Genomic DNA, 19,897 nt, shown 5'->3' on the forward strand with positions numbered 1-19,897 from the left:
GATGCTGCGCGACACCTGGTTGCTCTTCCGGCACGGCCTCGGCGTCACGCTGGGGCAGCGCGTCGGCATCGTGGTCGGGGCGATCCAGCCGCTGCTGTTTCTCGTGCTGTTCGGCCCGATCTTCGTCACCATCGGTACGTGGGAGACGCTGGTGCCCGGCCTGATCATCCAGCTCGGGCTGATGAGCGCGGGCATGGCCGGGTTCGGCATCGTCTTCGACAAGCGCTCGGGCGTGCTGGAGCGGCTGCGGGTCACCCCGGCGAGCCGGCTCGCGCTGCTGCTCGGACGGGTGCTCAACAACGTGGTCACGCTGGTCATCCAGACCGTGCTGCTGCTCGCCGTGGCCTACGCGTTCGGACTGCGGGCGCCGCTCGCCGGGATCGCGGGCGGGTTCGTGCTGATCGTGGTGCTGGGCGCGAGCCTCGCGGCGCTGTCGTACGCGATCGCGCTGACCATCGACGACCACCTGTTCCCGCCGGTGATGACCACGGCGGTGGTGCCGCTGATCCTGCTGTCCGGCTCGTTCCTGCCCATGTCGATGGCGCCCGGCTGGCTGGACGCGCTGTCGCACATCAGCCCGTTCAGGTACGTCCTGGAGGCGCTGCGCGACCTGTTCCACGGCCACTACCTGACCGGCACGGTGGCGATCGGCGCGGCGGTCACCGTCGTCTTCGCGGTGTTCAGCCTCGCGATCGGCACCCGCGTGTTCAACCGCGAGCAGGCGTGAGCACGCGGGGCCCCCATAGGCGCCGGGCGTGAGCGCGGGGCCGGGTCGCGTGCCCGGTTCCGCATGCCCGCACCGTGAAACCCGCTCCAGGGGCGTTCGGGCGGTATGAAACGAAGCTCCCCGCATTCCCGCTCCGCCGCTGAACGCCCCGGCCATTCTGCGGCTTTTGAGCTGCGCGAACCTCTCAAAGAGTGCAAATAGCGTCATCTCGCCCCGGCGGCGTCAGGCTTCCGTGTTCCCAGCACGTTCACTACGGTGAGGGCTTATGACGCTGCAGGCGCAAAAGCCCGTCGACGACGGTGAGAAAACCCACTGGCTGGCGGTCCGGCCGAGGCTCGTCCTCGCCAGCGCCTTCATGCTCTTCCTGGAACTCGCGCTGATCCGGTGGACCGGCTCCAACATCGTCCATCTGAGCTATTTCACCAATTTCGTACTGCTCGGCTCTTTCCTCGGCATCGGGCTCGGCTTCCTGCGCGTCGGACGGTCGAACCGGCAGCCCTACTACTCGCCGGTCGTGCTCGCCCTGCTGGTCATCGTCGTGCTGGCGTTCCCCGTCACCGTCGACCGCGACACCGAGGGCGTCCTGTACTGGACGAGCCTGTCCACCAGCGGCCCGCCCGCCTGGGCGATCCTGCCGGTCGTCTTCTGCGCCGCCGCTATCGTGCTCATGGGCCCCGCCGAGCTGGTCGGCCGGTGCTTTCCCGAGCTGCCGCGCCTTGAGGCGTACCGCTACGACCTCATCGGCAGCCTCACCGGCATCGCGGCGTTCACGCTGCTGTCGTTCCTCAGCGCGCCGCCCGTCTTCTGGGGGCTGATCGCGGCCGGCTGCTACGCCGTGCTGCTCGTGCCCCGCCCGCCCGCGCTGTACGCGGGCCTCGTCGTCGTGCCAGCCGTTGCCGTCATCGGGCTGCTGCTGGCCGAGACGGTCACCGCCGGGGCCCTCTGGTCGCCGTACTACAAGGTCACCACCAAGCCGCTCGTGCTGGCCGGCGTCCCCGTCACCGACATCGCGGTCAACGGCATCCCGCACCAGCAGGCCGTGCCCGCGGAGGTCCGCCTGCAGTGGGAGGCGCAGTACGGCCTGCCGTACGAGCGCACCACCAAGCAGCCCAAGGACGTGCTCATCGTCGGCGCGGGCAGCGGCACCGACGTGGCGATCGCGCTGTCGAAGGGCGCCACCCGCGTCGACGCCGTCGAGATCGACCCCAAGCTGCGCGAGCTGGGCGGCTCCACCCACCCCGACCGCCCCTACGACGACCCGCGGGTCACCACCCACATCACCGACGGCCGCGCGTTCCTTGAGCGCAGCGGCGACACCTACGACCTGATCCTCTTCGCGCTGCCCGACTCGCTCACCCTCGTCTCCGGCGCGAGCTCGCTGCGCCTGGAGAGCTACCTGTTCACCGAGGAGGCCATGCGGGCCGCCCGCGCCCACCTCAAGCCCGGCGGCACGTTCTCGATGTACAACTACTACCGCGAGAGCTGGCTCGTCGACCGCCTGGCCGCCACCATGCAGCGCGCCTTCGGCCACGCGCCGTGCGTCGACGTCGTCAGCACCGCGGGGCAGCAGGCCGTGATCACCGCCGGGCTGACGGCCGCCGACCAGCGCTGCGCCACCGAGTGGCCGGGGGCCGCACCCGGCACGCCCGAACCCGCCGGAGACGACCGGCCCTTCCTCTACCTCAAGGACGCCACGATCCCGCCGATCTACGTCATCACGCTCGGCCTGATCCTCGTGGTGAGCCTGCTGGCGGTGCGCGCCGTGGCCGGGCCGTACCGGCGGATGCGCCCGTACGCCGACCTGTTCCTGCTCGGCGTCGGCTTCATGCTGCTGGAGACCAAGAGCGTGACCGGGTTCGCGCTGCTGTTCGGCACCACCTGGGTGGTCAACGCGATCGTCTTCGCCGGTGTGCTCGTGGCGGTGCTCTGCGCGGTCGAGGTGACCCGCCGCTTCCGCACCCCGCCGCTGCCCGTCATGTACGCCGTGCTCTTCGCCGGCCTGCTGCTCGCCTGGCTGGTGCCCAACGAGTGGCTGCTCGCGCTGCCGGTGCCGCTGCGCGCCGTGGCGGCGGTCACGGTGGCGTTCCTGCCGATCTTCGCCGCGAACGTGATCTTCGCCAAGCGCTTCGCCGACACCGCCGACGCCACCACGTCGTTCGGCGCGAACCTCCTCGGCGCGATGGTCGGCGGCTGCCTCGAATACGTCGCGCTCGTCGTCGGCTACAAGGGCCTGCTCATCGTCGCCGCCGTGCTCTATCTCGGGGCGCTCGTGCTGCTGCCGCGCCGTAACTCCGTCACCGCCTGACAATCGCCGGAGACCGTATAGGAAAATATGAAACGGTCTCTGATTTTGCCAGCAGCAGGCGGATGAGTTCCTGCGCGGCCTGCGGCGCTCCGGCTGGTTCCCGAACCGGCCGCGCAAGATCGGCGTGGCCACCGGCACCGGCGGAACGTGCCACTCGATGCCAACGGCGCCGCCGACGGGACCGGCAGGAACGTGCCGCCCGACGAGCAGGTCTTCGCCTGGGACGCACTCGACGGCCTGGCCGGCGCCACCATCGACGCGCGGTTCCGCTCGGCGTGCCTCGTCCCGTCGGTGAGTCCCGTCGCCCTGCGGTTCGACCCCGTGGGCCGGCCGGTGGACCTGTACACCGACATCACGGCGCTGTCGCCCGAGCAGAGCGAGCTCGACGACTTCCCATGCGACGCGCACAACAGCGAGCACGGCCAGGTGACCGCGACGCTCGCGGAGTGGATCCTGGACCGGCTCGGCACGTGAGCTCTCCCGGCGCTGCGGGCCCATGGGGGCAGGATGGGACCGTAGCCGACGTCCGGGGAGCCGCATGACCGCGCACACACCACCGTCCGAGCGCCCGTCGCCGTCCGCGAGCCCGTCTTCGGAGGGTTCGCCGTCCGAGCACCCGTCGCCGTCCACGAGCCCGCCTTCGGGGAGCTCGTCTTCGGAAAGCTCGATGCCGGCGAGTGCGCCGGTCGGTGAGGCGATGCTGTGGGAGTCGCTGCCCGACCCGTACCCGCTCTACGCGCGGCTGCGCGAGGAGGGCGCGCCCCGGCTCGTACGCCTGCGCAGCGGCCTGTACGGCCGGCTCGTCACCCGCTACGACGACGCCCGCGCCGCGCTGGCCGACCCCCGGCTGAGCAAGGACCCCCGCCTCGCGCCACCCGACTGGCAGGAGGCGGGGCGCGGCCGCCCGCTTGAGGACCGATCCGGACTGGGCACCCACCTGCTGACCACCGACCCGCCCGAGCACACCCGGCTGCGCCGCCTGGTCTCCCGCTACTTCACCGCGCGCCGGCTGGCCGGCATGCGCGACGGGATCGAGGCCCGCGCCCGCGACCTCGCCGCCGCGCTGAAGCCCGGAGACGACCTGGTGGCGGACTTCGCCTCGCCGCTCCAGGCCGGCGTCATCTGCGACGTGCTGGGCGTGCCCGCGCAAGACCGTACGGACTTCCGGCGGTGGACGGCGGCCGTGGTCTCGTCGGAGCCGGGGGAGCGGGACGCCAGGCCGGCCGCGATGCGAAAGCTGGCCGCGTACGCACGCGAGCTGGTGGCCGCCAAGCAGCGCGAGCCCGGTGACGACGTGATCAGCGCCGTCACCGAAGCCGCGCGGGACGGCGACGGGATGACCGGCGACGAGCTGCTGTCGATGCTCTTCCTGCTGCTCGTCGCCGGATACGAGACCACCGTCGGGCTCATCGCGCTCGGCACGTACACGCTGCTGCGCCACCCCGACCGGATGGCCGAGCTGCGCGCCCGCCCCGAGCTGGTGGAGCAGGCCGTGGAGGAGCTGCTGCGCTATGACGGCCCCGTCGAGCTGGCCACCTGGCGGTTCGCGCGGGAGCCCGTGGAACTCGGCGGAATGCGCCTGGAGGCCGGTCAGCCCATCCTGGTCGCCCTCGCCGCCGCCAACCGCGACCCCGGCCGCTTCGACGCGCCCGACGTGCCGGTGCTGACCCGTGAGGACAACGCCCACCTGAGCTTCGGCCACGGCCCGCACCACTGCCTGGGAGCGCCGCTGGCCAGGCTCGTCGCCCGCGCCGCGCTGACCGAGGTCGCCGGCCTGCCGGGGCTCGCGCTCGCCGTCCCGCCGGAGGCGCTCCGCTGGCGCGGCAGCATCACCGTACGCGGCCCCCGCGCGCTGCCCGTCACTTTCTCCCGCTGACGGGCCTTCGCCGGCTTCCCATCACTTCACCCGCCGGCCTCTCCCAACGGCGGCTCCCGCAGCTTCCTCCCGCTGACGGGTCCCCGCCGGCTGCCCGTCACCTTCACCCGGTGACCGGTGGCGCGGCGGGGGATCAGAGGCCGCAGAGCTCGTCGAGGGACTGGGCCTTCGCGGCGTTCTTGGTCGGCGTCTGCGTGGGCGCCATCGCGCGCGTCCGCGTCGGGCTCGCGCCGGTGACGCTGGGGGAGGCGGAGACGTTCGCGGTCTGCGCCCTGCGGGCCGGACGGACCGAGTCGGCGATGGCCTTCTTGGTGGCGCGGCGGATCTTGGCCCAGTCGGGGCGGCCCGAGTAGAACTCCGGCGGCACGAACTGCAGGCTCGTGATCTTGGCCTGCTTCACCTTGAGCGCCAGCTCGACCAGCGGCTGCACCAGGTGGCGGGGGATGTTGGTCTGCGCGAGCCGCTTGGCCGCCCTGGCGATCTTCTCGAACCTGGCGAGGATCACGGCCGGCGTCGCCTGCTGGGCGAACGCGCCGATGACGCAGCGCTGGCGGGCCATGCGGGAGAAGTCGTCGCTGCCGACGCGCGAGCGGCCGTACCACAGGGCCTCCTCGCCGTTCAGCTTCCGGTAGCCCGCCTTGATGACACCGGCCGTGCCGTACAGGCCACCCCACTTGATGTCCTTCTCGACCCTGATCTTCAGCCCGCCGATGGCGTCCACCAGGTCGGCGAAGCCGTACATGTTCATCAGCATGTAGTAGTCGATCTTCAGGCCGAGCGTGTAGCCGATGGCGTCCATGAGGGCGCGCGGGCCCTGGTTGCGGCCGCCCATGACCTGCGGGTGGTCGTTGGCCCACTGCCAGACCTCGTTGAGCAGGCCGCCGTTGGGCAGCTCGGCCATGAAGCCGTTCGGGAACTGCTTGCGCAGCGGCGAGCTGGGCGGGAAGCGGACGTGCTGCAGGTTGCGCGGCAGGCTGAACAGCACGGTGGCGCCGGTCTTCAGATCGACGCTGGCCACGTTCATGCTGTCGGTGCGGACGCCGGTGCGGTTGCCCGCCGCGTCACCGCCGATGAGCAGGAAGTTCACCCGCTCCTTGTCGCCCCACGGGTTCTCGGGGTCCTTGGCGGCGACAGTGGCCTGCGGGTCGTCGGGGTGCGAGGGGAAGATCGCGCCGATCGAGTCGCGGGCGGCGATCACGTAGTTGGCGGTCAGCGCGAACGGCGACATCACCGCCACGCACAGCACGCCCACCACGATGCCGGTCACCACCTGGCCCTGCTGGGGCAGCCTGCTGGGGCCGAGTGCGATGTACGAGGTCACCAGCAGCGCGAACCACGCCAGCGCGAACACCACCGCGAGCACGATCACCGTGGTCATCGCGGTGTCGTCGGCCAGGAACGCCGCGTTCGACAGGTCGCTGGCCACACTCAGCCCGTAGGCGAGCAGACCGAGCAGCAGCACCGCGTACGCGCTGATCAGCACCAGTCCGGTACGGCGGTGCCCGGCCCGCAGGTGAGCGGCGCCGGGCACGATGGCGGACAGGGCGGTCCAGCCGAGGAAGGCGGCCGGGGACAGCGGCTTGGCGAAGCGCGGCGCGGCGGAGCCGGAGCCGGGCTTGCGCGCGGGACGCGCCTTCTTCGAGCCGTCGGGGCGGGAGGACGAGCCGGGCCGCGTCCGCGACGGGCTCTCCGAGCGGTTCCTGGCGCCGGAGCGGGCGGACGACTTGCCGGAGGACGAGCCGCCGGGCCTGGCCGCCCCCGAGGCGGCCCGCCCGCCGCCGTCCCTGGCGGAGTCCTTTCCGGAGCCGGGCTGCCGGGGCGCGGCGCCCTCGGGCCCGGCCGCACGGGAGCGGTCCGAACGGGCGCGCGGAGCCTCAGGCCCCGGCGTGCGAGAGCGCGACGCGGAAGACTCAGACCCCGGCGTGCGAGAGCGCGACGCGGAAGACTCAGGCCCCTGCCCGCGGGACCGGTCCGAGCGGGACGAGGCCGGCTCCGAGCCGGACGAGCGGGACGCCGACGGCCCCGCTACCGGAATGTCCTGACCGGCCGCCCCCGGCTCGGTGCTGCCACCCGTGCGCGATCGTCGCTGGGGGCGCCGTTTCCTGCCTTCTGGCACGGTGTCTTCCCCATCGCGATTGCTCACACCCGGCTCCTTATCACGCCTACCAGGCAAAACTGACGTTTGCCCCCCGTTGGGCACAAGATTGCCAGGATTCTAGTCCCCATATCTGGACAACCGAGACATGTGCCCAACCTGAGATGAACATCAGGGGAGCATCAGGAGACGGTCGAGGCGGGCGCCATCCACGTGTTGCACTGGTATGCCTGGTTCCGCTCCCAGCCCTGCCGGAACCACCGGTGGTTGTTGACGGGTTTGCCGTGGTCGCGGGGCCAGCCGGGGTAGTCGCCGACCTGGCCGTAGAACCAGAACAGCTTGTTGCGGTTGGCGGTGCTGACCGGGTACGACGCCGCCACCGACCGCATCCACATGCCACCGAAGCAGGTTGCCTGGAGCTCCAACCTTCGGCTGAGTGCGAGCTTGCCGCTCTGGCTGCTCGACGCGAGGGTCTGCCGCCAGAAGGAGTCCATCAGGCCGGTGATGTTCTGCACGTGGTGGCCGTACTCGTGCGCCATCATGCTGATGATGCCGCCGTGCCAGCTCAGGATCTGCCCGTAGCCGCGCGCGTTGCCGTTGCCTCTGGCCATGGCCGAGGTGGAGGCGTAGATCGTGTTGTTGCGCGGGCAGTAGTACGGCACCATGCTGCCGGGCTGCGGGTAGTCGCCGCACGCGCCGCGCCCGCGCCCTGAGGCGATGGCGTACCGCGGCGGGCTGAACTTGATGCCCTGCTTCTCCAGGATCGGCTTCCAGGCCCGGTTCATGCACTGGCCGGTCTTCAGGATCAGCGCCTTGAGCTGGCTGTGGCTGTAGATGCTGGCGTTGCCCGCCGGGCACCGCAGCCGGGGCAGCATGCCGGCCTTGTACATCGTGTTGGTCTTCAGGCTCGTGTCGAGCGTGACCTCCGGCTCCGGCCGCCGCGTCGGCTCCCTGCTCGGCGTCGGCTTCTCGCTGCGGGTCTCATCCTCGTCCGGCCTGTCGGAGGTGTCGTACGAGGGCACCTCGGACGGCTCGTCGTCATCCGGGTCGTACGAGGGGATCGCGACCGGCGTCGTCGTGTCCTTGCTCGACGCGCCGTCCAGCAGCGCCGCGCCCACGATGAGGAGCACGAACAGCGTCGCCAGCGACCCGAGCACCAGGCCCAGCGTTCCCCCGACGCCGAGCCCGCGCTTCACGGGCGGTCCCTGCCAGCGCTGCGTCGGCACCGGCGGCAGGAGAGGAGGGGGCGGAGGCGGCGGCTGCCCGTACCCTTGGCCGTGCGGCGGCCGGGGCGGCTGCTGCCCGTGCGGCGGTTGCGGCGGCCCGTACGGCGGCTGCCCCTGCGGCGGCCCGTACGGCGGCTGTCCCTGCGGCGGCCGCCCGTAGGGAGGCTGTCCCTGCGGTGGCTGCCCATAAGGTGGATGGGGCTGCCCGTACGGCGGTGGCGGAGGCGGCCCCTGCTGCGGATGCGGCTGTGGCGGCTGCTGTGGCTGTGGGTACGGGCCGCCCTGCTGCTGCGGCCCCCGGTAGCCCGGCGGCGGCCAGGGCAACGAGGGTGGCCGTTGAGGCTGCCCTGGCCCTTGTGGCGGGGGTGGATAGTGCCCGTTCCCTGTCAACCTGTCTCCCCGTTTAGCTGGATGTCTGCATTTGCCATGGTTTGGGACATGGCTTGCCGGACCCTTGCCAAATTTGGGGCAAAAGCATACTGACGTATCACCCGTCACGGATGTAGCAGCACTCGGTTACAGTTCGTAATCAGTCGAGGTGATCTCCGCTATATCCAGGTCTCGACGGCGGGCATTGTCCTAGCTTCTTTGGCATGAATCTCCAGCAGCTCCGCTATGTGGTCGCGACTGCGGAGCACCGCACCATGACCGATGCGGCCAGATCGCTCTATATCGCGCAGCCTGCGCTTTCCCGCGCGATCCGCGATCTCGAGCGCGAGCTCGGCATGACACTTTTCGCTCGCTCCGGACGCGGGGTGGTCGTCACCGCGCAGGGACGCCGGGTGGTCAAGCTGGCGAGGGAGGCACTCGACGCCGTTCACGAGATCGAGGGCCTGGCCAACCAGACGACGGTCACCGAGGCGGAACTCCGCATCGCCGCCACTCCCAGCCTGGAGCCCGGCCTGGCAGGGCGGCTGCTGCCCGCCTACGCGGCCGAGCATCCGGGCGTGCGCGTCCACATCGTGCGCTGCGACGGCCGCGACGGCGTCGTCAGCGCCATCCGGGATCAGCGCGCCGACCTGGGTCTCACCGACCTGCCGGTGCCCACCGATCTCATCACCCATCCACTCGAACGCCAGGAGATCGTCCTGATCTCCCCGCCGGGGCTGGAACTGCCCAACCCGGTGCCCATGGGCAGGCTGCACGGCATGCGGCTGGCCCTGCCCGCCCGGGGGAGCCTGCGCCGCAGGGAGCTGGACGCGATGTTCGGCAAGTTCTCGGTCACCCCGAAGGTCGTGCTCGAAACCGATGAGCGCAACGGCTGGCTCAACGCCGTGCGCGCCGGGCAGGCCTCGCTGCTGTGGTACCGGGGCATGGCCGAGCAGGCCGCGCGCGCGGGCCTGGTGGTGCGCTCGCTCGAACCCGCGGTGCGTCGCGTCGTCGCGGTCGTCCACGCACGCCGCCGCCTGCCGCTCATCGCCCAGGACTTCCTGGCCACCGCCGAGAAAGGAACCGCAGCCTGACATACCCATCTGGAACGATCCATTTCCGCCTGGCGAGCCACGCCATCCCGGTGACGCCGCCTGCCCCTGAGGCGCCGGCGCCGTGGCAGCCGCAGCTTCGTCAGCGGACCGACAACACCCCCCGGTGAACCCCGGAACTCCCGGAACCCCCTGCTGATCCCCGCGAGGACGTCATGCGCGCATGCTCCGGCGGCATGCGCGGATCCGGCGACGGCCTCGAGCACAGGCCCAGGCGAGAGTCCCTGCGCAAGCCGGGGCACGAGTCCACGCACGAGTCCGGACACGGGCTCAGGGCCTGCCTCACGCGGCGTCGCAGGGGGAGTGAGCGCAGGCGCGGGAGCGGGCGCCGCCATGGAGGCGGCGCTCCGATCGAGCCCCGATGGCCGGTCCCGTACCACGCGCATGACCCGTGCGTAACACGCAGAGCCCCGCGAGACCAGGGCCCAGCCCCTCCATGGACACCAACGGGTATGGCTAGCGGGCAGGCGGCAGCGTGACGACCGCCCGCAGCCCCGGTTCGGCGTCCTCCAGCCGGACGGTCCCGCCGTGTGCGCGCACGGTCTCCCGGACGATCGCCAGCCCCAGCCCGGCGCCGCCTTCGTCGCGGCTGCGGCCGGTGTCGAGCCGGGTGAAGCGGTTGAAGACCCGCTCGCGATCCTGCTCGGGAATGCCGGGACCGTCGTCGGTGACGGTCAGCACGCCGTCGCCGGTCAGCGCCACCTCGACCGTGGAGGTGGTGTGGCGTACGGCGTTGTCCAGCAGGTTCGTCAGCACCCGGCTCAGGTCCAGCGCATCGCCCGTGACCACCACCGGCTCACAGGCGGTCAGCCGGACCTCGGGATAGCGGTCCACGGCCCGCCGTACGACCTCGTCGAGATCGACGGGCTCGCGGCGGGCCGGCACACCCCCGCGCTCGTCCAGCCTGGCCAGCGCCAGCAGGTCCTCGGCCAGCCTGGACAGCCGCAGGGTGTCTTCGAGCACGCCCTCGGCGGTCTCCTGCCAGTGCTGACCGTCGGGGTGGCCGAGCGCCACCTCCAGCTGCAGCCGGATGCTGGCCAGCGGGCTGCGCAGCTCGTGGGCGGCGTCGGCGACCAGCGCGCGCTGGCGCTGCTCGGCCTCTTCCAGCCGGGCCAGCATGTCGTTGAGCGTGGTGGCCAGCGAGTGCACCTCGTCACGCGACTCCGGCACCGGCAGGCGGCGCGAGCGGGCGGTGTGCGTGATCTCCGCGGCGCCCCTGCGCAACGCGGTGATCGGCCGCAGCGTACGGCCGATCATCAGCCAGCTCGCCACCGCCAGCAGCACGATCAGCGCGGGCGTGCCGACGAAGAGCACCTTGCCGGCGGTGGCCAGGCTGGTCTGGATCTCGTTGACCGGCCGGGCCGCCACCACGGTCTGCCCGCGGTCGGCGCGCAGCACGACGACGCGCAGGAACCCGGGGATCGCGTACGGCCGCCCGTCCAGCAGCACGGGCTCGCCCTTGGCCAGCACCTTGGCCCTGCCCTCCGCGTCGAGCAGCGGCACCAGCCTGTCCGCGCCGTACGTCACGTGCGTGATCCGCCCGCCGGCGTCGATGACCTGCACGATCGTGCCGTCGTGAGTGGTGATGGGGCTGGTCAGCGTGCCCGCGTCGGCCGCCACCCTGACGGCCTGCGCGTGCTGCCTGGTGGTGTCGTCGACCGTGGAGATCAGCGCCCGGTCGAGCACGCTGAGCAGCACCGACGCCGACAGCGCCAGCGCCAGCGCGAGCACGGCGGCGGCCGCGACGGTGAGCCGGAAGCGCAGCCCCTGCCGCCGCCACCAGACCAGCGGCGAGTCAGCCACCGTCGCCCGCCAGCCGGTAGCCCGCGCCGCGCACGGTCTGCAGCGCGTTCCTGCCGAACGGGGCGTCGATCTTGCGGCGGAGATAGCCGACGTAGACCTCGACCACGTTGGGATCGGTGTCGAAGGTGTCCCACACGTGTTCCAGGATCTCCGACTTCGACACCACCTCGTCCCGCCGCCGCATCAGGTACTCGAGCAGCGCGAACTCCCTGGGCGTCAGCTCGATCGCGGTCCCGCCCCGCTCCACCCGGCGCCTGGCCGGATCCAGCGACAGGTCGCCGGCCAGCAGCACCGACGGCCGCCGCCCGGCGTCCCGCCGCATTAGCGCCCGCAGCCTGGCCACCAGCACCACGTACGAGAACGGCTTGGTGAGGTAGTCGTCGGCCCCCAGGTCGAGCCCGTCGGCCATGTCGTACTCGCCGTCCTTGGCCGACAGCATGAGGATCGGCACCCAGTTCTCCTCCGCGCGCAACTGCTTGCACACGTTGTAGCCCGAGAGCTTGGGCAGCATGATGTCGAGCACGACCACGTCGTAGTCGCCGTGCCGGGCGGCGTGCAGGCCCTCCTCGCCGTCGTGGGCGAGGTCGACGGCGAAACCCTCGGCCTGGAGCCCCCGCTGGAGTGCGGCGGCCATCCGGCGCTCGTCCTCGACGACAAGTACTCTCATGTGCTGATTCTCCCGTTCCGGCGCTGAGACTGCGCTGAGAAGACTGAGAGCCGTCTCAGACTGTCTCAGGATCGCCACAGGATCGCTGACGCAGGCTCTGAGCATCGACATACCGTGAAGGAGTGAGATGCGAAGAGGCACGCTCGTGAGGTGGGGGGTCCCGGTCGCGGCGGCCGCCGTGATCGGAGCCGCGATCGGCGCCGGCCCCGTCATCGCCGCCGTGAGCGGCGAGCCCGTGCTGCCGGAGCGCTCGGCCGAGCAGCTGCTCGCCGACGCCGTGGCGGCGACCAGCAAGGAAGGCGGCATCCCGCCGATGTCCGGCACCGTGCAGCAGACGGCCTCGCTCGGCCTGCCCGCGCTACCGGCCGCCGCCACCGGCTCCTCGCCGCTGAGCCTGCTGTCCGGCTCGCACGAGGTGAAGGTCTGGTACGGCGCCGATGACAAGCTGCGCGTGGCCATGCCGACCCAGCTCAACGAGACCAACCTGATCCTGAACGGCGGCCAGGCGTGGTACTGGGACAGCGCCACCAACACCGCCACCAAGCTGACCATCAAGCAGGGCGGGCCGGAGCGGCCGGAGACGCCCGTGCCACAGCCTACGGACTTCACTCCGCAGCAGGTGGCCGAGCGCGTGCTGGCCGAGGCGGGCGAGCACACCGCCGTCCGGGTGATCAACACCGCCGAGGTGGCCGGGCGGCCCGTGTACCAGCTCGTGCTCTCGCCCAAGGCGGAGAGCTCGCTGGTGCAGGAGGTGCGCATCGCGCTCGACGGCGAGACGTACGTCCCGCTCCAGGTCCAGATCTACGCCAAGGGCTCGGCCGAGCCCGCCTACCAGGTGGGCTTCACGCAGGTCACGTTCACGCCGCCGGCCGCCGAGAACTTCACCTTCACCCCGCCCGCGGGCGCCAAGGTGGAGGAGAAGGAGATCGGGCTCGACCGGGCGGCCCACGCCGAGCACGCCGAGCACGCCAAGGACGTCGCGGACACCGCGAAGATCGTCGGCGAGGGCTGGGCGCGGGTGGCGGTGCTGCCGTTCGACCCCGGCGAGCTGTCGGCCAAGGCCGAGCAGGCGCGCGAGGACGGCTCCGGCCACCGCGGCCACGGCAGGTTCGACGGCGGCGGCGACCCGCAGGCGGTGCTCGACAGCGTCTTGAACAGCGCCACCCCGGTCAGCGGCCCGTGGGGCTCAGGCAGGCTGATCAAGACCAAGCTCGTCACCGCCCTGCTCACCGACGACGGCCGGCTGCTGGTCGGCGCGGTCACCCCGGAGGAGATCATCCGGGCGGCGGGCGTCAAGTGACGTCGGTCACGCACGAAGCGGGGGCGCCCTCCGGGGCGGCCCCGCCCTCCGGCGGAGGAGGATTCAGTACGGACGCGGGGGAGACGATGGACACGGCGACGCGTGCGGACGCGCCGGACACGCTCGTGGAGACGGTGGGCGCGGCGATCGTCACGCGGGGGCTGACCAAGCGCTTCAGGAGCGGCCAGGTGGCGGTCGACGCGCTCGACCTGACGGTGCCGCGCGGCTCGGTGTTCGGCTTCCTCGGGCCCAACGGCTCGGGCAAGACCACCACCATCCGCATGCTGCTCGGCCTCGTGACGCCCACCTCGGGCGAGCAGTCCGTGCTCGGGCTGCCGCCCGTCCAGGCGCTGCCGAAGGTGGGGGCGGTGGTGGAAGGGCCGGCGTTCTACCCGTACCTGTCGGGCGCCGACAACCTCATGCGCTTCGACGCGGCCGACCCGACCGCTTCGCGCGCCACCGCCCGGCGGCGGATCGCCGACGCGCTCGACCGGGTCGGGCTGGCGGCCGCTGCGGGCAAGCGCTACCGCACCTACTCGCTCGGCATGCGCCAGCGGCTGGCCATCGCCGCCGCCCTGCTCAGGCCGCGGGAGCTGCTCGTCCTGGACGAGCCCACCAACGGGCTCGACCCGCAGGGCACCCGCGAGGTGCGCGCGCTGGTCAAGGAGATCGCCGCCGACGGCACCACGGTGTTCGTCTCCTCCCACCTGCTGGCCGAGGTCGAGCAGATGTGCACGCACGCGGCGATCATGCGTGCGGGAAAGCTCGTGGCGCAGGGCACGATCGCCTCGCTCAGCGCCGGGCTGGCCGTCCGCATCCGGGTCGAGACGCCGGACGCGGCCGCCGCCGTCCGGGTGCTGGAACGCCTGGGCATGGACGACGTGCGGACCGGGGACGCGCACGTCACCGCCGAGCTGGGCGGCCACGCGCCGGAGCGGGTTAACGCCGCCCTGGTGGGGGAGGGCGTCGCCGTACGCGGGCTGGCCGTGGTACGGCCGAGCCTTGAAGACGTGTTCGTGGGACTGACAGGGGAGGGCTTCGATGTCGACGGCTGAGAACGGGGGATCGGCCGGCACGTTCACGCTCGACCGGCGCTCCCCCGGCTCCGCCGCCGGGACCGCCGATGGCGGCCGGACGGCCGGGGCCGTCGCCGGGGTGGGGCGGCCGGTGGCGGCGTTCTGGCGGCTGCTGGCCTCCGAGCTCGGGCTGACCTTCCGCCGCCCGCGCAACCTGGTGATCCTGGGCGTGCTCGCCCTCGTGCCGGTCATCGTCGGCATCACCCTGCGGGCGGTCGGCGGCTCGGGCGAGGGCATGGACGGCATCGTCCAGGACGTCGCGGGCAACAGCCTGATGCTGACGTTCCTGTCGTTCTCGTTCCTGGTGCTGCTGATGATGCCGGTGGCGGTGAGCGTGGTGGCGGGCGACTCGATCGCCGGCGAGGCCGGCGCGGGCACCCTGCGCTACCTGCTGGCCGCCCCCGCGGGCCGCACCCGGCTGCTCGCGGTCAAGTTCCTCAACGCGGTCGTCTACTCCTACGCCGTGACCGCGGTGGTGGCGCTGTCGGCACTGGTGACGGGGCTGCTGCTGTTCCCGGCCGGGCCGGTGACGCTGCTGTCGGGCACCACCGTCACCATGACCGAGGGCCTGCTGCGGATCGTCGTCTGCGTCGGATACGTCGGCGCCGGGATGGCCGCGCTCGCCGCGATCGCGCTTGCGCTGTCGACGTTCACCGAGGTGTCCATCGGGGCGATCGCCGGCACCATCGTGCTGGTCATCGTCTCCCAGGTGCTGCGGGCCATCCCCGACCTGAACGCGGTCACCCCGTACCTGCTGCCGACCAGGTTCACGGACTTCGACGCGGTGCTGCGCAGCCCGATCGACGTGGCCGCGCTGCGCGACGGGCTGCTGGCGTTCGGGGCGTACATCCTGCTGTTCGGCTCGATCGCCTGGGCGCGCTTCTCAGGCAAGGACATCACGTCCTGAACGTCGGGAGCGTCAGGGCGTCGTGAGTGTCCTGGGCGCCCGTGCGGCGCTCGGGGCGTGACCCGAGCGCCGCACGGACGAAGGGGTCAGGCCGAGGGGCGGCGGCGCAGGCCGAGCACGCCGACCACGACGCCGGCGGCACCGACCAGCAGCCCGGCCCCGCCGAGCAGCCGCGCCGTGGTGTCCGACGCCGTTTCGGCCGCCGCCACCGGCGCGACAGACGGCGCGGAGCTCGCCGGAGCGGTCGCGGCGGTCGTGGCCGCGCCGTTCTCGTCAGCGGCGGCGGGGACCAGCTTGAGCAGCGGCGCCGGGTGCTCGGGCTCCGAGCCGTCCGCCTTCGGCGCCTCCGACCAGTCGACGACCTCGCCGTTCGAGTACGTCTGCTTCGTCGGGAACATCAGCGAGTCGACGTCCTTGGGCAGCTGCCCCATGGACACCTCGAACTCCTGGAACTGGCCGGGCTCGACCTTGCCGCCCGACCAGACGACCTTGGTGACGGCCTCCTTCAGCTCGCCGTACTCGGTCGTGACCGGCTTGGGCAGCTCGCCCTCGGTGACCTCGACCTTCCAGCCGGGCACCGGCTTGACCGAGACGAACGCCAGCGGGTGATCGGTGGGGAAGGACACCTCGATCTTGGTGGTCGAGGCGTTGTCGCGCTCGTTGGGCACCCGGAAGGCGACCTTGGTGAAGCCGCCCTGCTCGGCCGAGCCGGGCTGGATGGAGACGTGGGCCATGGCGGGCAGGGCCAGGGCGGTGGTGAGCGCGGCGGTGGCGGCGAGCACGGTCGCCGCACGGCGTACGAAGGACATGCGAGAACTCCACGTGTGATCGGGGGGTTGGACAGGGGCGTCAGAAGGTCAGGCGGGAAGCGGCGGACCGCGCCTGGCCACGCTGTGCCGGAAGACCGGCCGCAGCGGGAGCACCCTGGTCACCACGGGTGGAGCGCACCGGGGCCGCACGGGTACGGCGGGCAGGACGAGCAGCACGAGGCGGCGGCCGAGCCGGCGCAGCACCGACCAGAGCGCGGCCTCGCCGCGCGCCAGCCACAGCCCGGTGATGATCGTCGCCGTCAGGTGGGTCACCAGCATGCCCGCGTTGACCCCGAGCCCGCCCTGCGCGTGGCCGTGCACCGACACGTAGCCGGCGCCCTCGCCCGCGAACAGCTCGTGCAGCCCGATCTGCACCCCGACCAGCGCCAGGTTGATCGTGCCCGCCGAGCGTTCCCTGCCGCACAGGGCCAGCCCCAGCACCGACACCCCGGCGAGGCCGAGCGCGGCCGTCCACGGAGCCGGGGCGGCACCGCCGCCGAGCACGTGGGCGAAAGCGGCCAGCGCCACGCAGACGGCGGCGAAGGCGGCCGTCCGCGCGAGCCTCATCGGGAGTTGCGCACGCATGGGTGTGCTCATGGTCTCACGGGCCGAGGCCGGTGGAGACCCAAGCTGCCCAATGCCTGGGCCGTATATGGCATTTGTCGCTAGTGTCAGTGCCGACCACGTTGACATAGAGGTGAGAACGTTGCGGCACTTAGCTGGATTGCTCGTCGGTGTAGTCGTGACGGCGGCCGTGCTCGGGGGCGGCGGATGGGCGGTCCGGCACGCGCTCGATGTCGCGGCGGCGACCACGGTCGACGAGAAGACCCTGTGGATCTCGCTGGGCTCGATGGCCGCGGTGGGTCTCGTCGTCGGGCTCGTGACCGCCGGCCGCATCTCGCCGCTCGCGACGTTCGTGCCCTCGATGGTGCTGCTGGCCTGGACCGTCGTGTACGCCCTCGACGTCAACAGGGCGCTGTCCTTCATCCCGTCGGGCCAGTCGATGAACCAGATCGTCCTCGAAGCCGGCGAAGGCGCGAGGACGCTGCTCACCAGCGGTGTGTACGCGCTGCTCGGCGTGGCCCTGTTCATCCCCGTGCTGATGCCGTCACGCTGGTCGCGGCAGCAGGACGAGTACGACGAGGAGTACGAGACCAGCCGGCAGGGCGGCTACTACTGATTCGCCCCCGTGTACAGGCGGGTGACCACCTCCTCCAGAGACGACTGGCCGGGCGCGGTGGCCATCAGGTCGTCGAGCGTCCCGTCGAAGGCCAGCCGCCCGTGGTCGATCAGCATCACCCGCCGGCACAAGCGCTCGATGTCGCCCAGATCGTGCGTGGTCAGCAGCACGGTCGTGCCCCGTTCGGCGTTGAGCCGGAGCAGGAAGTCACGGATTCCGGCCTTGCTGACCACGTCGAGCCCGATCGTCGGCTCGTCGAGCACCAGCACGTCGGGCGCGTGCAGCAGCGCCGCCGCCAGGTCGCCGCGCATGCGCTGGCCGAGGCTGAGCTGCCGCACCGGCGTGCGCAGGAAGGAGCCCAGGTCGAGCGTCTCGGTCAGCTCGTCGAGCCGGGCCCGGAACGTGGCCCGCTCCACCTTGTACAGGTGGCGGATCAGCTCGAAGCTGTCGCTCAGCGGCAGGTCCCACCAGAGCGTCGTGCGCTGGCCGAACACCACGCCGATGCGCCGCGCCAGCGTGGTGCGCCGCCGCGACGGCTCCAGCCCGGCCACCCGTACGGTGCCCGTCGTGGGGGTGAGGATGCCGCACAGCATCTTGATCGTGGTGGACTTGCCCGCGCCGTTGGGCCCGAGGTAGCCGACGAACTCCCCAGGTTGCACGGTGAAGGTCAGGTCTCGTACGGCATGGACGACTTTGCCGCGCACCTTGAACGAGCGCCCGGCCCTGTCGAGCTCGATCATCATCAACTCCCCGTGGATCGGTAGTGCCGTACGCCCTGCCGCCAGGCGAACCCGGCCACCAGGGCGAGGACCAGCGCGACGGCCGGCCCCAGGAACCGCATGAACTCCGGTGTGCCGAAGGGGTCGGCACGGCCCAGGACGTACAGGCCGGGCTGCCAGTTGATGAAGGCGAGCGGCAGCACGTACGTCACGCCCGCCACCAGGTCGCGGGCATAGATGCTGAGCGGATACTGGTTGAGCTGCTGGCTGCCGTAGGTGAAGGAGTTGACCACCTCCGGCGCGTCGGTCAGCAGGAACTGCGCGGCGCCGGCCAGCGTCCACAGCGCCGCGAAGATGACGATGCCGGTGATCACCATGACGGGGATCATCCAGGCCCGCCGCGGGTCGATGCCGAGGGCGGCGATCGCGTAGCCGAGCACGAGGCCCGCCTGCACGATGCGGCCGATCCTGGTGGGGTTGAACCGGTCGGTGGCCAGCTGCAGCCACGGGCTGACCGGCCTGATGAGGATCGTGTCGAGCGTGCCCGCCTTGATGTGCTGGCTGACCCGGTCGAGGTTGCTGACGAACGTGTCGCACACGGTGAACGACACGCTCGCGGCGCCGTACAGGAACAGCACCTCCTCGCGGGAGAAACCGGCCAGGCTGGTGGTGTTGGCGAAGACCACCAGGATGACGCCCACGTCGATCGCCGCCGTGATGAACCCGAAGAGGGTCATCATCACGAACGAGGCGGGGTAGGCGGCGGCGGAGCGGGTCCACGTCCAGACGAGCAGCAGGTACGTCCTAACCACCCTGGATCACCACCTTGTGGCGGATCGCGCGGGTGCCGAGCGCGCCGAGCCCGAGCAGGACGACCGCCCAGAACACCTGGAAGGCCAGCGCCTCCACGACGTCGGCCTTGCCGAGGTAGAGGTCGGCGGGCACCTGAACCATGGCCGCCCAGGGCAGCACGGCGACGATGTCGCCGAAAGCGCCGGGGAAGAGGTGCAGCGGCACCATCATCCCCGAGAAGAACGTCATCAGGACCAACGACAGCACCTGGACGCCCCGGTCGTCGAGCAGCCAGCAGACCGACAGGGCGAGCAGGTAGCGCCAGGCGAAGCTGAGCACGACGGCGATGGCGAGACCGGCCACCACCGCGGCCCACTGACCCGCGCCGGCGGGCACCTTGATGCCGAACAGCACCGCGCCGATCAGCATCGGCGGGATCCCGCGCACGAGGAACAGGTAGGCGGCCCTGCCGATGTCCTCCGACAGCGTCCACAGCTGCAGGGACGCCGGGCGTACCAGGTCGAGCGCGATGTCGCCGCTGCGGATGCGCTCGGGGATGGTCAGGCCGCCGCCGAAGAGCTGCATCGGCGCGATGAACGCCTGGGTGAGGAAGCAGAAGGTCACGGCGTCGGTCACGTCGTAGCCGGCCAGCCCAGGGCGAGCCTGCCAGAGCGCGATGAGGACGTAGGCGCGCAGGACGCCGAACACGCTGTTGGTGAACGCGCCGGCGAGTGCGGCCCCGAGGTAGGTGGCGTGTTTGCGAAAGCCGTACCGGACGAGCCGGGCATAGAGCGGTATGGTTTGGCACCTCCGGGGAGTGATGGCGCGGTGACGTTCCGTGCCTGGCCCGCACATGGGTCCGCGATCGGGAAGCACGGAATTATGCGCTGATGCGGCGGCTCTTGGCAACGCCTTTTTTCCGTACCGCGGGTGG

The 19,897-nt window shown here is 71.6% G+C and carries 17 protein-coding genes and 1 pseudogene; 9 read left to right on the top strand and 9 right to left on the bottom strand.

From position 1 onward, the window contains the following. Position 1: 1 nt before the first annotated feature. The 4 genes from ACFMQL_RS29605 (at position 2) to ACFMQL_RS29620 (ending at position 4,908) form a co-directional block, all read left to right on the top strand. Positions 2-727, top strand: a complete 726-nt coding sequence (locus tag ACFMQL_RS29605; RefSeq protein WP_364053864.1) for an ABC transporter permease — start codon at positions 2-4, stop codon at positions 725-727. A gap of 265 nt (positions 728-992) precedes the next feature. After that, positions 993-3,032, top strand: coding sequence for a spermidine synthase (locus ACFMQL_RS29610; RefSeq protein WP_378788048.1), 2,040 nt, complete (start codon positions 993-995; stop codon positions 3,030-3,032). Between the two features lie 147 nt (positions 3,033-3,179). After that, positions 3,180-3,506: a hypothetical protein gene (locus tag ACFMQL_RS29615; protein WP_364053858.1), complete on the top strand. Its 327-nt coding sequence runs from the start codon at positions 3,180-3,182 to the stop codon at positions 3,504-3,506. A 193-nt stretch (positions 3,507-3,699) separates the two neighbouring features. Further along, entirely contained in the window at positions 3,700-4,908 is a 1,209-nt protein-coding gene (locus ACFMQL_RS29620) for a cytochrome P450 (protein WP_378788050.1), read from the top strand. 133 nt (positions 4,909-5,041) lie between these two features. Here the strand turns inward: ACFMQL_RS29620 and ACFMQL_RS29625 are convergent, their stop codons facing one another. Then, positions 5,042-7,051: an LCP family protein gene (locus ACFMQL_RS29625; protein ID WP_378788052.1), complete on the bottom strand. Its 2,010-nt coding sequence runs from the start codon at positions 7,049-7,051 to the stop codon at positions 5,042-5,044. A 134-nt stretch (positions 7,052-7,185) separates the two neighbouring features. After that, positions 7,186-8,199 (bottom strand): neutral zinc metallopeptidase, encoded by a 1,014-nt coding sequence (locus ACFMQL_RS29630; protein WP_378788054.1) that lies wholly within the window; start codon positions 8,197-8,199, stop codon positions 7,186-7,188. A gap of 623 nt (positions 8,200-8,822) precedes the next feature. Here ACFMQL_RS29630 and ACFMQL_RS29635 point away from each other — a divergent pair. Further along, positions 8,823-9,692, top strand: coding sequence for a LysR family transcriptional regulator (locus ACFMQL_RS29635; RefSeq protein ID WP_364053846.1), 870 nt, complete (start codon positions 8,823-8,825; stop codon positions 9,690-9,692). A gap of 474 nt (positions 9,693-10,166) precedes the next feature. On the opposite strand, the gene ACFMQL_RS29640 is transcribed toward ACFMQL_RS29635, so the two are convergent. After that, positions 10,167-11,513, bottom strand: coding sequence for an ATP-binding protein (locus tag ACFMQL_RS29640; protein ID WP_364053843.1), 1,347 nt, complete (start codon positions 11,511-11,513; stop codon positions 10,167-10,169). Next, positions 11,506-12,180 (bottom strand): response regulator transcription factor, encoded by a 675-nt coding sequence (locus tag ACFMQL_RS29645; protein ID WP_364053840.1) that lies wholly within the window; start codon positions 12,178-12,180, stop codon positions 11,506-11,508. Before ACFMQL_RS29645 ends, ACFMQL_RS29640 begins: the two co-directional genes overlap by 8 nt. 145 nt (positions 12,181-12,325) lie before the next feature. Between ACFMQL_RS29645 and ACFMQL_RS29650 the strand changes: the two genes are divergently transcribed. From ACFMQL_RS29650 to ACFMQL_RS29660, 3 genes are all read left to right on the top strand, one after another. Further along, the gene (locus tag ACFMQL_RS29650; protein WP_364053837.1) at positions 12,326-13,480 is read left to right on the top strand and encodes a DUF2092 domain-containing protein; all 1,155 of its coding nucleotides are present in this window, start codon (positions 12,326-12,328) and stop codon (positions 13,478-13,480) included. An 86-nt stretch (positions 13,481-13,566) separates the two neighbouring features. Next, on the top strand, positions 13,567-14,535 hold the full coding sequence (locus tag ACFMQL_RS29655) for an ABC transporter ATP-binding protein (protein ID WP_364053834.1): 969 nt from the start codon (positions 13,567-13,569) through the stop codon (positions 14,533-14,535). After that, positions 14,522-15,463, top strand: coding sequence for an ABC transporter permease (locus tag ACFMQL_RS29660; RefSeq protein ID WP_378788058.1), 942 nt, complete (start codon positions 14,522-14,524; stop codon positions 15,461-15,463). The genes ACFMQL_RS29655 and ACFMQL_RS29660 overlap by 14 nt, the downstream gene beginning before the upstream one ends. An 86-nt stretch (positions 15,464-15,549) precedes the next feature. Here ACFMQL_RS29660 and ACFMQL_RS29665 read toward each other — a convergent pair whose 3' ends face one another. Both ACFMQL_RS29665 and ACFMQL_RS29670 read right to left on the bottom strand, forming a co-directional pair. Continuing rightward, the gene (locus ACFMQL_RS29665; protein WP_364053828.1) at positions 15,550-16,272 is read right to left on the bottom strand and encodes a YcnI family protein; all 723 of its coding nucleotides are present in this window, start codon (positions 16,270-16,272) and stop codon (positions 15,550-15,552) included. A 48-nt stretch (positions 16,273-16,320) separates the two neighbouring features. Beyond that, on the bottom strand, positions 16,321-16,857 hold the full coding sequence (locus ACFMQL_RS29670; protein WP_364053825.1) for an MFS transporter: 537 nt from the start codon (positions 16,855-16,857) through the stop codon (positions 16,321-16,323). Positions 16,858-16,969: 112 nt separating this feature from the next. Here ACFMQL_RS29670 and ACFMQL_RS29675 point away from each other — a divergent pair, with 112 nt between their 5' ends. Then, entirely contained in the window at positions 16,970-17,452 is a 483-nt protein-coding gene (locus ACFMQL_RS29675) for a hypothetical protein (RefSeq protein ID WP_378788061.1), read from the top strand. A 50-nt stretch (positions 17,453-17,502) separates the two neighbouring features. On the opposite strand, the pseudogene ACFMQL_RS29680 reads toward ACFMQL_RS29675, so the two are convergent. The 3 genes and pseudogenes from ACFMQL_RS29680 to ACFMQL_RS29690 all read right to left on the bottom strand — a co-directional run. Next, positions 17,503-18,192, bottom strand: a pseudogene (locus ACFMQL_RS29680) (ATP-binding cassette domain-containing protein); the annotation flags it as partial. A gap of 2 nt (positions 18,193-18,194) precedes the next feature. Continuing rightward, positions 18,195-18,983: an ABC-2 family transporter protein gene (locus tag ACFMQL_RS29685; protein ID WP_364053819.1), complete on the bottom strand. Its 789-nt coding sequence runs from the start codon at positions 18,981-18,983 to the stop codon at positions 18,195-18,197. Next, entirely contained in the window at positions 18,976-19,671 is a 696-nt protein-coding gene (locus ACFMQL_RS29690; protein ID WP_364053816.1) for an ABC-2 family transporter protein, read from the bottom strand. The genes ACFMQL_RS29685 and ACFMQL_RS29690 overlap by 8 nt, the downstream gene beginning before the upstream one ends. Positions 19,672-19,897 lie beyond the last annotated feature (226 nt).

It is taken from the genome of Nonomuraea fastidiosa, from assembly GCF_042751225.1.
Classification (GTDB): Bacteria; Actinomycetota; Actinomycetes; order Streptosporangiales; family Streptosporangiaceae; genus Nonomuraea; species Nonomuraea fastidiosa.

Bases quoted from the DNA above. Each gene is read 5' to 3' on its own strand.
- ACFMQL_RS29605 (WP_364053864.1), top strand. From the start codon at position 2: ATGCTGCGCGACACCTGGTTGCTCTTCCGGCACGGCCTCGGCGTCACG.
- ACFMQL_RS29610 (WP_378788048.1), top strand. From the start codon at position 993: ATGACGCTGCAGGCGCAAAAGCCCGTCGACGACGGTGAGAAAACCCAC.
- ACFMQL_RS29620 (WP_378788050.1), top strand. From the start codon at position 3,700: ATGCCGGCGAGTGCGCCGGTCGGTGAGGCGATGCTGTGGGAGTCGCTG.
- ACFMQL_RS29635 (WP_364053846.1), top strand. From the start codon at position 8,823: ATGAATCTCCAGCAGCTCCGCTATGTGGTCGCGACTGCGGAGCACCGC.
- ACFMQL_RS29645 (WP_364053840.1), bottom strand. From the start codon at position 12,180: ATGAGAGTACTTGTCGTCGAGGACGAGCGCCGGATGGCCGCCGCACTC.
- ACFMQL_RS29655 (WP_364053834.1), top strand. From the start codon at position 13,567: ATGGACACGGCGACGCGTGCGGACGCGCCGGACACGCTCGTGGAGACG.
- ACFMQL_RS29660 (WP_378788058.1), top strand. From the start codon at position 14,522: ATGTCGACGGCTGAGAACGGGGGATCGGCCGGCACGTTCACGCTCGAC.
- ACFMQL_RS29665 (WP_364053828.1), bottom strand. From the start codon at position 16,272: ATGTCCTTCGTACGCCGTGCGGCGACCGTGCTCGCCGCCACCGCCGCG.
- ACFMQL_RS29670 (WP_364053825.1), bottom strand. From the start codon at position 16,857: ATGCGTGCGCAACTCCCGATGAGGCTCGCGCGGACGGCCGCCTTCGCC.